The sequence below is a fragment of the Intestinibacillus massiliensis genome, from assembly GCF_900155735.1.
Lineage (GTDB): Bacteria > Bacillota > Clostridia > Oscillospirales > Butyricicoccaceae > Intestinibacillus > Intestinibacillus massiliensis.
In genome coordinates this window covers 1-12,958 of the sequence record NZ_LT707051.1, presented here as the reverse complement: position 1 = coordinate 12,958, position 12,958 = coordinate 1, and the positions used below count along the sequence as shown (strand labels likewise).

The window sequence follows — 12,958 nt, the reverse complement described above, 5'->3', positions numbered from 1 at the left end:
CCCGGGGCTGCGCTGCGATTACGCGCGGCCGGGCATTACGCTGTACGGGGTGCACAGCGCGCCGGGGGACGCGACCCGGTGCAACCCGGCGCTCCAGCCCGCGCTGTCCCTGCGGGCACGGGTGGCGGCGGTGAAGGCGGTACGCGCGGGCGAGACGGTCGGGTATGGCCGCGCGTTTACGGCGGGGCGGGACATGGTGCTCGCGGTGCTCGCCATCGGGTACGCGGACGGCCTGCCGCGCAGCCTGTCCTGCGGGAAGGGCTGGGTGCTGCTGCACGGGGTGCGCGCGCCCATCGTCGGGCGGGTCTGCATGGATCAGGCGATGGTGGACGCGACTGGGTGCGGCGCGGTATCCCCGGGCGACTGCGCCACCCTCATCGGCGTGTCGGGGGGCGATGAAATCGGGGCGGCCGAGCTGGCGGGCTGGGCGGGCACGATCTCAAACGAGCTGCTCTCCCGGCTGGGCGGCCGCCTGCCGCGCGTCTATACGCGGCGCGGCGGTCCGCGATGGCGTACGGCTGAACCGGCAACCCGCAAGCAGGATGATAAAATATAAGGGTTGCAAAAACCGCCTGCAAGCCTCTATAATGAAAGGGATAAGGCTGGGGCCCCTTGAAAAGGTACCGGACTCTTTGAAATCGTTCGAGGGTGTTTGTATGGGTATTACGCTAAAACAGATCGCCGAAATGGCCGGGGTGCACAAATCCACCGTGGATAAGGTGATCCACAACCGTCCCGGCGTGAGCGACGCCAAGCGGCAGCAGATCCGCTCACTGCTCCGGGAACACGGCTACGAATCCAACCCGCTGGCCAAGGCGCTCAACTATCAGAAAAAGAAGATGACGGTCGCGGTGGTGCTGCCGGCCGTGGACGCGACGCCCGAGCTGCGGCGCGGCATCGAGCTGGTGCGGCAGGACTTTGACAGCTTCAACTGCGAAACGGTTTACCATGAGGTGCCCTACCCGGATGCGGCCGCGCAGGCCGCGTGCCTGCGGGCGCTGTGCGGGCAGGGGGTCGCGGGCGTGGTCTGCAGCCCGATGGAGGACGCCGCGGTCTATGACGCGCTCGCCGCGCTGGACGCCGCGCACATCCCGGTGGTCACCGTCAACTCCGACCTGGAGGACGCGCCGCGCCTGTGCTTCGTGGGGCAGGATGTGGAGCAGTCCGGCAAGGTCGCCGCGCGGCTGGCCTCGCTGCTGCTCGGCGCGTCCGGGGAGATCGGCGTGCTTTCCAGCCGGGAGAGCCTGCGCTCGGTCGAGCAGCGCAAGCGCGCCTTCGAGGGCTACCTGACCGAAAACTACCCGGCGATCCGCATCGCCGAGACGATCGACACGCACGAATCGCCCGCGCTCGCCTATGAGGGCACGGCGGACATGCTGCGCCGCCGCCCGGGGCTGGACGGGCTGTTCATCACCTGCGGCTGCGTGCCCGATATCTGCCGCGCGGTGCGCGACCTCGGGCTGGCCGGGCGGCTCAAGATCCTGTGCTACGAGCGGTACGCGGGCATCGTGGAGCTGGTGCGGGGCGGGGAAATCGCCTGCACGATCAGCGGCGACCTGGTGGAGCAGGGGCGGCTGGCCATGCGGCTGCTGTTCGAGCACATCATCTACGACCGCACGCCCGCGCAGAAGGAAATTTACACGAAAAACGAAATCCTGCTGCGCGAAAATATCTGAAAACCCCGCCGGCGGCTTTGGCCGCCGGCTTTTTTTATGCCGCGCCCTTTGGGGAAAGTGTATAAAAGATTTGGGGAAAACCTGTCGAGTATTCCTATATACAAATGAAAATGTACAGTGTTATAATCAAATCACAGTTAAGAGACCGGTATCGCAATAAGAGATTCCGGTATCGTGATTACTTTATGAGACTAAATCGAAACCTCCGCTTTGCGCGGAATTTCTTTTGGGGGTTTGAGAGACCGGTCTCGTAAGGGCGGGATACGCCGCCCGCACCCAAAAAGAAGAAAAGGATGGTATCACAATGAACGATCTTAGAATTGGCCTCGTAGGCACCGGCGGCATCGGCCGCACCCACATCGAGCGCATCAACGGAAGGCTCCAGGGCGGCAAGGTCGTCGCCTGCGCCGACCCGGCCGGCGCGTTCGGCCTCTCCGTCGCGGAAAAGTACGGCATCCAGGGCTTTGAAAACCCGATCGACATGATTAACGACCCGGGGATCGACGCCGTCATGTGCACCACCGCCGACCCGTACCATGAGGAGTGCGTCCTCGCCTCCATCGCGGCGGGCAAGTACATCTTCTGCGAAAAGCCGCTCGCGCCCAAGGCGGACGCCTGCAAGCGCATCGTCGAGGCCGAGATGAAGGCCGGCAGGAAGCTGGTGCAGGTCGGCTTCATGCGCCGCTACGACGCGGGCTACAAGCAGCTCAAGGCCGCGATCGACAGCAAGGAGTACGGCGAGCCGCTGCTGCTGCACTGCGCGCACCGCAACCCGTCCGTCCCGGCGGACTGGGACAACTCCATGGCGGTTGAAAACTCCATGGTGCACGAAATTGACGTGCTGCGCTGGCTGCTCGGCGAGGACTATGCGACCGCCGAGGTGCGCTACGGCAAGCCCACGAACAACGGCCCCAAGGGCCTGCACGACCCGCAGGTCATGATCCTGACCACGAAGTCCGGCGTGCGCATCGACGTAGAATCCTTTGTTAACAACCATAACGATTATCACATCAAGTGCGAGGTCGTGTGCGACGGCGCCGTCCTCAACATGCCGCAGCCGAACTACATCTCGGTCAACGCCAAGGCGGTCACCGGCCAGGCGATGTACACCGACTGCTTCCAGCGCTTCGCGGACGCGTATAACGATGAGATCCAGGCATGGATCAACGCCTCCAAGGAAGGCCGCGTCGACGGCCCGACCGCGTGGGACGGCTATGCCTGCCAGGTGGCCGCGGCGGCCGCTTCCAAGGCGCGCGAGACCCAGGAAATCGTCCCGGTCGAGTACGACCCGATGCCGGATTTCTACAAAGGCTAAGCCCCCTTCTTATTCTTCTCTTATATATGGCGGGGGCGCAAAAAGCCCCCGCCAACCTCACCCATTTTATATTTTTTTAGGAGGATATCCCTATGCAACTCGCACTTTGCACCGACGTGCTGGCAAACCTGCCCTTCCCGGACATGCTCGATAAGGTAAAGTCCCTCGGCATCGACGCGGTNCGGCGGCGCTGCCGGAGGCCGTGCGCCGCGCGCTTGCCTTTGACCGCCGCGCCGTCCTGGAGCAGGCCATTGAGGGCTTTGAGGTGGGCTGCGCGGTGCTGGGCGACGGCGAGCTGCTGGCCGGCGCGGTCGATGAAATCGAGCTGGCGCAGGGCTTTTTTGACTATACCGAGAAATACACGCTGGAAACGGCGAAAATCCACGTGCCCGCGCGCATCCCGCCGGAGAAGGCGCGGGAGGTGCAGGAGGCCGCCGTGCGGATCTACCGCGCGCTGGGCTGCGCGGGGTTTGCCCGCGTCGACCTGTTCTTGCAGCCGGACGGCGCGCTCGTCTTCAACGAGGTCAATACCATCCCGGGCATGACGGCGCACAGCCGGTACCCCGCGATGATGCGCGAGATCGGCGTGCCGCTCCAAGGGATCGTGCGCCGCGTGTTGGAGGGGGCGGTTGNCGCTGAACCGCGCCGGGGTACGCGCCTTTTGCGTGGCGTGCGTGCAGGAGGGCGTGGCGCTGCGGCGTGCGCGCGTCCGGGGCACGGTGCTGATCCTGGGCTATACCAGCCCGGCCGATTTCCCGCTGCTGGCGCGCTACCGCCTGACGCAGACCGTGCTCGACCTCGATTATGCCGGGCAGCTCTGCGCCTACGGCAGGGCGCTCGACGTGCATCTAAAGATCGATACCGGTATGAACCGGCTCGGGGAGCGCAGCGAAGGCCGCCTGTTGCAAATCTGCCGCTGCAAGAACCTGCGGATTACCGGCGCGTACACGCACCTTTGCGCGTCCGACAGCCTGCTGCCGGACGATGTGGACAGCACCTGGCTGCAGGTTAAACAATTTTACCAGATGGTGCAGGCGCTGCGCGGGCACGGCTGCGCCATCCCCAAGGTGCACCTGCAGGCGAGCTACGGCATCCTCAATTACCCGGGGCTGCGCTGCGATTACGCGCGNCAATGAACGATCTTAGAATTGGCCTCGTAGGCACCGGCGGCATCGGCCGCACCCACATCGAGCGCATCAACGGAAGGCTCCAGGGCGGCAAGGTCGTCGCCTGCGCCGACCCGGCCGGCGCGTTCGGCCTCTCCGTCGCGGAAAAGTACGGCATCCAGGGCTTTGAAAACCCGATCGACATGATTAACGACCCGGGGATCGACGCCGTCATGTGCACCACCGCCGACCCGTACCATGAGGAGTGCGTCCTCGCCTCCATCGCGGCGGGCAAGTACATCTTCTGCGAAAAGCCGCTCGCGCCCAAGGCGGACGCCTGCAAGCGCATCGTCGAGGCCGAGATGAAGGCCGGCAGGAAGCTGGTGCAGGTCGGCTTCATGCGCCGCTACGACGCGGGCTACAAGCAGCTCAAGGCCGCGATCGACAGCAAGGAGTACGGCGAGCCGCTGCTGCTGCACTGCGCGCACCGCAACCCGTCCGTCCCGGCGGACTGGGACAACTCCATGGCGGTTGAAAACTCCATGGTGCACGAAATTGACGTGCTGCGCTGGCTGCTCGGCGAGGACTATGCGACCGCCGAGGTGCGCTACGGCAAGCCCACGAACAACGGCCCCAAGGGCCTGCACGACCCGCAGGTCATGATCCTGACCACGAAGTCCGGCGTGCGCATCGACGTAGAATCCTTTGTTAACAACCATAACGATTATCACATCAAGTGCGAGGTCGTGTGCGACGGCGCCGTCCTCAACATGCCGCAGCCGAACTACATCTCGGTCAACGCCAAGGCGGTCACCGGCCAGGCGATGTACACCGACTGCTTCCAGCGCTTCGCGGACGCGTATAACGATGAGATCCAGGCATGGATCAACGCCTCCAAGGAAGGCCGCGTCGACGGCCCGACCGCGTGGGACGGCTATGCCTGCCAGGTGGCCGCGGCGGCCGCTTCCAAGGCGCGCGAGACCCAGGAAATCGTCCCGGTCGAGTACGACCCGATGCCGGATTTCTACAAAGGCTAAGCCCCCTTCTTATTCTTCTCTTATATATGGCGGGGGCGCAAAAAGCCCCCGCCAACCTCACCCATTTTATATTTTTTTAGGAGGATATCCCTATGCAACTCGCACTTTGCACCGACGTGCTGGCAAACCTGCCCTTCCCGGACATGCTCGATAAGGTAAAGTCCCTCGGCATCGACGCGGTCGAGATGACCGCCGGCGGCTGGGGCGCGCGCAAGCACGTCGACACCGCCGCGCTGCTCGCCGACCCGGCCAAGCTCGAAGCCTTCCAGGGCGAGCTGACGCGGCGCAGCATGCGCATTTCCGCGCTCAACACGTCCTGCAACCCGCTCTGGCCGTCCGCGACCGGCGAGGAGTATAAGAAATCCATGTACGACTGCGCGACCCTGGCCGGCAAGCTGGGCGTCAAGAAGCTCGTCGCGATGGCCGGCCTGCCCGCGGGCAACGAGACCGACACCACGCCGAACTGGATCACGTCCACCGTGTCCTGGCCGGACTTCATGGCGCCCGCCTATGCGTACCAGTGGGAAGTGACCATCAAGTTCTGGAAGGAATTTGCCGCGCACTGCAAGGCCTGCGGCGTAGAGCAGATCGCCATCGAGGAGTTCCCGGGCACCATGGTATGGAGCGCGTCCACGCTGCTGAAGCTGCGCGACGCCGTCGGCCCGATGATCGGCATCAACCTCGACCCGTCGCACATGATGGTGCTGGGCGCCGACCCGATCGCCGCCGCTCGCGCGCTGCGCGGCTGCATCTTCCACGTGCACGGCAAGGACGCGCGCATCGAGCGGCAGCTCTCCGATGTGGACGGCATCCTGGAGCCGCGCCCGGTCACCGAACCGGCGGAGCGCGTCTGGAACTACGTGGCCGTCGGCTGCGGCAAAGACCTGCAGTGGTGGAAGGAGTTCTTCTCCGTCGTCCATATGATGGGCTATGACGGCGACGTTTCCCTCGAGATGGAGGATCTCACGATGAGCGTGGAGGCCGGCCTGCAGACCTCGATCGACGCGCTGAACGCGACGATCAGCAAGTAAAACGCGGCAGGGGGGATGTTCCATGGATTTGAATGGATATGGGAAACTGATAAAGAAAGGCCGCGTTTCGGGGTTTGAGAAGTTCGCCTTCGGTATGGGCGAAATCTCCACGAACATCGTGTTCACGATCGCGACCAGCCTGCTGGTCACGTTCTACACCGACGTTGTGCACGTGTCCCCGGCCGTGATCGGCCTGATCATCGCGATTTCGCAGGTGTTCAACGGCATTTCGGATATTTCCGCGGGCTTCATCATCGACCGCACGCGCTCCAAATACGGCCGCGCCCGCGTCTGGATGCTGCGCATGTCCGTGCCGTATGCGGTTGCGGCCGTGCTGCTGATGACCGTGCCGCAGATCGGCGGCATGGCGCAGGCGATCTATATTTTCATTACATACAACCTGATGCTGACCGTGGTGTACACCATGTTCCAGCTCCCGTTCGCGACCACCATGACCTACATGACGCGCGACCAGGTGGAGCGCGGCAAGATCAACATCATCCGCATGGCGATGAGCCCGGTCGGCAATATCCTGATCACGCTGGTGTTTACCCGCATCCTCAAGGTGATGCCGAACGGCGGCGAGACCAGCCAGCAGAACTGGATTATCCTGACCGCGATCTACGCGGCGGCAGCGGCGGCCATGATGCTGTTCTGCTTCGCCAACGTGCGCGAGCGCGTGCAGGTGCTCGATGCGTACGGCGAGGAGAAGGTGCCGCTCAAAAAAGCCATCCCGGCGCTCTTCCGGAACAAGTACTTTATCATGCTGTTCCTGTTCTTCGTGGCGTTCGCCATGTACCAGACCTTCTCGGGCACGGTGACCACCTATTACTGCAAATGGATCATCGGCGACATGGCGATCATCGGCAACGTCAACACGGCGTGCTACGGCATCACGATCGTCGCCACCCTGCTGCTCGGCAGGGTGATGCACCTGACCACCAAGCGCAACTGGTGCATCCTGGGCGCGCTGTTCATCATCGCCGGCTCGCTTGCCGTGCTCGTCAGCCCGACGAGCGTCGCGGCCGTCACCATTGGCGGCCTGCTGCGCGGCATCGGCATGACCCCGATCCTCGGCATGATCTTCACCATGATCGCGGACGCGATCGAGTACGGCCAGTGGAAGACCGGCGTGCGCACGGCGGGCGCGATCCAGTCCGCGGCGACCTCCGGCCAGAAGTTCGGCCAGGGCATCGGCTCCGCGCTGATCGGCGGCATCATGGCGGCTTCCGGCTACAGCGGCGAACTGGCCGCGCAGTCGGAGCGGGCGCTGGCGACCATCTCCAACATGTTCATCTATGGCGTCACCGCCCTGGGTGCCGTGATGATCGTCGTGCTGCTGTTCTATAAGCTGGACAAGGAGTACCCGCGCATCATGCTGGAGCTTCTGGAGCGTGAAAAAAGCAAAGTGCGCTAAAAGATTCCGAAAAGTGAAAATAGATTAAAATAAAACCGATAGTATTATACTATCGGTTTTATTTTTATATAGATATACGTTTTGGAGCGTTTACGCCGCAGGCCGCCCCAGCAGTAAAGCCCCGTGCAAAGCGTCCCGGCCGCGGTTCCCCACCGCGGCCGGGGCTTTTTCACGCGTGGGGGACGGCAGGGCGCCACCTTGCCATGGGCGCATATCATGTTATAATAACACACATTAGCCGCAAGGCGGCAAACAATAAGACGGCGCGCCCCGCCGGCGGGGCGCGCCGTTTGGAACCATAACTGCGGGCGGTACAGGGCGGCCGCCCTTTTCTCGCAGGGCATGGATGCCAGGAACCCCCGATTTGTCCCATGGGACAGGTCGGGGGCTTTTTTTGTATGTTGAAAATTTTTCGACAGGAAGTGAATAAAATCGACAGGAAGTTACAGTAGTAATATATAGTGGCCCACTGAAACGATAAGGACGGAAGGGAATATGTATTATATCCGGATATGCGTCGGCGGCTGTATCAAGTACCTGTATAACGGCAGGCTCGCGGTATTCCAGCCGGAGTACGCAAAGAAGTTCAAAACGCCGAAGGCGGCGCTGCAATATATGAAGGGTAAGCCGGTGGCGCAGCAAAACCACTGGTGGATCGTGTGCATTGAAGGACATTGATAGATAGGAGTATATGCGGTATGTATAGCTTGTTTGAGGAAAACAACCAGTTCGGTGTGCAGGGCGGGGGCGCCTATGTCAAGGATATCACGACGGAACGGGCGGAGGCGGAACGCCTCGCCAGCCTGCTGAACCGGAACCGGGTGAGCCTGTGCCATCTTTACGACGTCATTGAAGATTTCTGGGGGATGGATATGCCCGCGCAGGCGGGCTAGCCGGTAAAGGGGGGGGCGCGCCCGGCGTCCCATCCCTGCGCGCGGCGCGCGGGCATACCGGAAATTAGGAAATTGGAAATGGGGGCAGCGAAATGGGAAAGACGGAACGTCTTTACAATCGTTATGCGAATTTGATGTTTAAAGTGGCGCTGGATTTAACGAAAGACAAGCAGATGGCGGAGGACGCGCTCCAGCACACCTTTGTGAAGGTTATAAAAATCGTCGATAAAATTAACGAAGATAACATAAAAGAAACCGGCGGATTGTTGATTTTGATGTGCAAACAAGCGGTCTCAGAATTGTATAAAGAAAGGGCGAGGTCCGTTGGGACGCAGGCATATGATGAGTATACGGAGCGGGAGGCGGTGTCCAATGAAGAACTGTGGGAGACGCTCATCAGCAAGGAGCCGGAACAGTACATGCGCAGCGCGCTCAAATGGCTCAAGCCGGAGTACCTGGAGCCGGTCATCTACCGGTATGTGTACGAAATCGACGTCCCGGTGATCGCGCAGCTGCTCGGGCTGAATGTAAGCACCACCTATACGCGCCTGCGGCGGGCGCGGGAACAGATAAAGCGGTACATTATAGATCACAGGGGTGAACTGGATTGAAAGACGACCATGTGGATAGCTTGTTAAACAGCTTGATGATAAGTACAGGGCAGAAGGTATTGGAAGAGCTATATGACGAGGCGGTCGCGCAGTACCTGGGGGAGGAAGCGGATTTGACGGCGCTTGACCAGCGGATGCTCCGGCTGTTTTACCATAAGGCGGGCGCCGGGGGGAATGGGCAATAAACAGGACGCGGTTTGCGGGCGGCGTATAGGTGGCGCTTGGGCGTAAAAAAACAAGGGGCGGCGGGGCGCTACGGGCGCTTCGGAAAAGTGCTGTAAAAAATGGTTTGTTTTTGTATGCGCGGGATGCCAAAATGGGCTTGCAAAGATAATAAAATGTGGTATCCTAAAATTATACAACCGATATAATGTAGAAGAACTAAATATTGGGCAAACCCGGCGAAAGCCGGCGACGCAAAGCTATAGGGCCTACTTCCGCAGCACGGTGCGGGAACGGCAGCCAGTTGCATGTGACAACACATTTTTACGGCAGACACGTCCATGCAGGGATAGGTCTGTTTTTTTATGCGCGAAAGGGTGGAAAGATGATGAAAATATTCACCAAGCGGCTTGGCGCGGCGGTAATTGCGTTCGCGTTGCTCTGCGGGATCGGCACCGTCCCCGCCGGGGCGGAAGGGCTCCAGGCATCCGCCGAAGAGGGGGTAACGCCTCCGGCAGACAGCGCGGGGCAGGAAACAGGCACGCCCCCGGCGGACGGCGCGGGGCAGGGCACGGAAACGCCCCCGGCGGACAGCGCGGGGCAGGAAACAGGCACGCCCCCGGTGGACGGTGCGGGGCAGGCGGGGAACGGCCTTGCCCCAGAGGGGCAAGACGGGGAAGGCCGGAGTGCGGCCGCCCCCAGCCCCGCCAATTTTGCAGAACCCGCGGCGGACGGGCTGCCGGACGACGGCGCGCGCCAGGTCACGCTGGACAACGGCACGCTATATGCAAACGGCGTGCCGGTTGTGATCAAAAAGGACGGCGACGGGCAAAAGGCGGTGTATGACGCGGACGGGGCAATTAAGCTGATGGACGCCCCGAATCTTACCACGGTATACGGCGGCGGCAAGAACGCGGACGTGGACGGGGACACCTCGGTCACGGTGGAGGACCTTTCGCTGACGGTGTACGGCGGCGGGTACTCTGACGGGACGCACAGCGCGAACGTGTCGGGGGATGCGTATATTTGTGTTACAGGCACGCAGGTTGCGCACACCTATGGCGGCGGGTATGCTATAGGCCAAAACGGCGAGGCCTTTGCTAATGTGGCCGGTACGGTGCGTTCGGATATCCTAGCCCAGGTGCCAAGGCCGGAGGAGGGGTATACCAAAAACGGCCATGATATCGTGGGCGGGGGCTATGCATCGTCGCAGCGTTATGCCGCCCATGCCACGGTAGGCGATGCGTTTACCAAAAGCGGCGAGCCGATCCATGTGATCCGTGGCGGCGGCTATGCAGTATCCGCACAAAGGAAAACGGCGGACGCTTCGGCAGGGGCGGTTGCAATGACCCTGTTAAACGGCGATATCAGGGAAGTGTACGGCGCGGGGTATGCATCGGGGGCAAACGCTGTCGCGGACGCAGAATCCGTGTATATAACGGGAGACCAGACCGAAGTTTCCGTAACGCTCCGGGGCGGGGGCACGGCCACCGGCAGCGGCAGGGCTTCCGTCCGTGGATTGGCGAAAATAGAACTGAAAAACCAGTCGAGGATCCTAAGTTATTTATATGGCGGGGGCAATGCGAGCAGCGGGGGGACGGCAGACGTTGGGTCGGCTGAAATAAGCCTAACAGGCTGCCAAATGCCGATTCAGATGTCATCATTTGGTTTGTCCGCAGGCGCCATTTATATGGGCGGCGCGGCCTCGGGAGAAAACGCAAGCGCGGTTACAGGCGATATGAAAATTGGGATAACGGATAGCGTTATGGCCGGCCGGGTTTACGGCGCGGGGGAGGCGAGCCAGAAGGGCGACGCGCATGGCGGCGCATGCGAAATGACGTTATCCAACGTGCGCCGGGACTATTTTTCGGATACCCAGTATGCCGGCCTAACATTGCTGGCCGATGGGGACGCAAGCGGCGCTTCCCAGGCAAGCCCAACGGGTACGGTGAAATTTTCACTTACGGGCAGCGCCGTGGATATGGTGGTAGGCGGCACGGAAGGCGCGGATGAACTCGAATCTTGTGACGTGTACTTGGACTGGGGGAAGGGCAACGACCCGGAAGTGATAATCGGCTGCATTGATTACTGGGCGCTGGCGGAGCCTTTCCAAATCGGGACATTTGCGCCGGCAGCCAAGGGGACGAAGGTCAAGGCGTCGGCGGAAGATTGGCCGGACGGCGCGGTGATCCTTTCCCGCCCGAAGACCACGGTAGAACACGCGGAAACCTTTGGTTTTACGGCGGACGGCGGCACGCTGACGCTGGAAGCGGCAAATGGGGACGGCACAGCCGTCCAGTGGCGCTACACCAAGCCGGCAAAGGAGCCCGAACCAGCACCCGATCCGGAGCCCGACCCAGAACCCGGCACGCCCACGCCCAATCCGCCTTCGGGCGGGTCGACGTCCTCGTCTTCGCCTTCGACGCCCAGCAAGCCGTCGGAGTCGACCAAGGTGGAGGATAAGGGCGGCGCGACCGTGGAGACGGTCACAAAGACCGAGGTGAGCGGCTCCACGACTACGGTGACCGAAACGCAGACCGCGACCGACCGGCAGACCGGCGAGGTGACGCGCACCGAAACGGTCTCCATGGACGACAAGCAGTCCGGCGTATCGACCAAGGTCACCACGCAGACCGGGGCGGACGGCGCGGTATCCGCCGAGGCGCATACCGAGGTCAACACGGGTACGGCCACGGTCAAGGACGGCGTGGCTTCGGCGGTGCTGGGCGGCCAGGCGGCGCAGGCGCTGATCCAGCAGGCGGAAAAGGCGGCGCAGGCGCTCGGGCAGGCGGACCAGGCCAAGGCGGACGTCGTCGTGCAGGCCGGTTTGCCCGAGGGGCAGGCCGCGTCGGTCGGCACGGTGCAGGTGCAGCTGCCGAAGAAGGCGGCCGCCGCGCTGGGCGCGCAGGCCGCGGCGGATATGACGGTCAAGACCCCGGTGGCCGACGTGACCATCCCCTCCAAGGCGCTGGCCGACCTTGCCGGGCGGACGGGCGATACCGTGACCGTTTCCGCCGCACGGGCGGCGGACGATACCGTACGGGTCGCCGTATCCGTCGGCGGGCGCGAAGCCGGGCAGGTCGAAGGCGGCCTGAAGGCGGCGGTGCCGTCGCCCTCCCTGACGGCGGGGACTGTGGCCGTCGTCGTCAAGGCGGACGGCACCGAGGAGCTCGTCCCGAAATCCGTCGTGGTGGGGGACGGCATGGTCGTGCCGCTGGAAGGCTCGGCCACGATCCGGCTGGTGGATAACAGCAAGCCGTTTGCAGACGCATCGCAGGCGCCGTGGGCGGAACCCGCGCTTTCCTTCGTCTCCGCGCGCGGGCTGTTTACCGGCGTGGACGATACCCATTTCGACCCGGGCGGCGCGGTGTCGCGCGGGATGCTGGCGACCGTCCTCAGCCGTTTGGAGGACGCGCCGCAGGCGGCGACGGCGCAGCGCTTCGACGATGTGCAGCCGGGGCAGTATTACAGCAGCGCCGTGCATTGGGCGGCGGAAAACGGCATCGTTTCCGGCGACGGCACGGGCAAGTTTGCGCCCGACCGCGCGATAAGCCGCGAGGAGCTTGCGGTTTGCCTGTACCGGTACAGCGGCATGCTGGGCGCGCCGACAGGAACGCGCGCCGCGCTTGACGGCTTTGCCGACGCGCACCAGGTTTCCGGTTGGGCGCAGGACGCGATGGCTTACGCCGTCGGCGCCGGCCTGATGGACG

Annotated in this window: 12 protein-coding genes, 1 pseudogene and 1 riboswitch; all 13 genes and pseudogenes read left to right on the top strand. The window is 62.8% G+C overall.

The genetic code is table 11. From position 1 onward, the window contains the following. On the top strand, nt 1-556 hold a 556-nt coding region (locus CZ203_RS03135), incomplete at its 5' end, for an alanine racemase C-terminal domain-containing protein (protein WP_328588143.1). 100 nt (nt 557-656) lie between these two features. Beyond that, on the top strand, nt 657-1,676 hold the full coding sequence (locus tag CZ203_RS03130) for a LacI family DNA-binding transcriptional regulator (RefSeq protein ID WP_159456337.1): 1,020 nt from the start codon (nt 657-659) through the stop codon (nt 1,674-1,676). A gap of 304 nt (nt 1,677-1,980) precedes the next feature. Then, nucleotides 1,981-2,991, top strand: coding sequence for a Gfo/Idh/MocA family protein (locus CZ203_RS03125; RefSeq protein WP_087064729.1), 1,011 nt, complete (start codon nt 1,981-1,983; stop codon nt 2,989-2,991). Nucleotides 2,992-3,193: 202 nt separating this feature from the next. Beyond that, nucleotides 3,194-3,553: pseudogene (locus tag CZ203_RS03120) on the top strand (D-alanine--D-alanine ligase family protein); the annotation flags it as partial. A gap of 103 nt (nt 3,554-3,656) precedes the next feature. Next, the gene (locus tag CZ203_RS03115) at nt 3,657-4,127 is read left to right on the top strand and encodes an alanine racemase (protein ID WP_456236180.1); all 471 of its coding nucleotides are present in this window, start codon (nt 3,657-3,659) and stop codon (nt 4,125-4,127) included. Continuing rightward, on the top strand, nt 4,124-5,134 hold the full coding sequence (locus CZ203_RS03110; protein ID WP_087064729.1) for a Gfo/Idh/MocA family protein: 1,011 nt from the start codon (nt 4,124-4,126) through the stop codon (nt 5,132-5,134). The genes CZ203_RS03115 and CZ203_RS03110 overlap by 4 nt, the downstream gene beginning before the upstream one ends. 92 nt (nt 5,135-5,226) lie before the next feature. Continuing rightward, on the top strand, nt 5,227-6,165 hold the full coding sequence (locus CZ203_RS03105; protein ID WP_087064728.1) for a sugar phosphate isomerase/epimerase family protein: 939 nt from the start codon (nt 5,227-5,229) through the stop codon (nt 6,163-6,165). 22 nt (nt 6,166-6,187) lie between these two features. Then, a complete protein-coding gene (locus CZ203_RS03100; RefSeq protein ID WP_087064727.1) occupies nt 6,188-7,582 on the top strand; it encodes an MFS transporter in 1,395 nt (464 codons plus the stop codon). 495 nt (nt 7,583-8,077) lie between these two features. Further along, nucleotides 8,078-8,260 carry a hypothetical protein gene (locus tag CZ203_RS03095; RefSeq protein WP_087064726.1) on the top strand — a complete coding sequence of 61 codons (183 nt, stop codon included), beginning with the start codon at nt 8,078-8,080 and terminating at the stop codon, nt 8,258-8,260. Nucleotides 8,261-8,280: 20 nt separating this feature from the next. Continuing rightward, nucleotides 8,281-8,475, top strand: a complete 195-nt coding sequence (locus CZ203_RS03090) for a DUF6514 family protein (RefSeq protein ID WP_087064725.1) — start codon at nt 8,281-8,283, stop codon at nt 8,473-8,475. Between the two features lie 92 nt (nt 8,476-8,567). Further along, complete coding sequence (locus CZ203_RS03085; RefSeq protein ID WP_087064724.1) at nt 8,568-9,086, top strand: RNA polymerase sigma factor; 519 nt, start codon at nt 8,568-8,570, stop codon at nt 9,084-9,086. Then, nucleotides 9,083-9,271: a hypothetical protein gene (locus tag CZ203_RS03080; protein WP_087064723.1), complete on the top strand. Its 189-nt coding sequence runs from the start codon at nt 9,083-9,085 to the stop codon at nt 9,269-9,271. Before CZ203_RS03085 ends, CZ203_RS03080 begins: the two co-directional genes overlap by 4 nt. Before the next feature lie 196 nt (nt 9,272-9,467). Then, nucleotides 9,468-9,560: riboswitch (cyclic di-GMP riboswitch) on the top strand. A gap of 73 nt (nt 9,561-9,633) precedes the next feature. Beyond that, nucleotides 9,634-12,958, top strand: a 3,325-nt coding sequence (locus tag CZ203_RS03075; RefSeq protein ID WP_143436098.1) for an S-layer homology domain-containing protein, incomplete at its 3' end; no start/stop codon positions are given.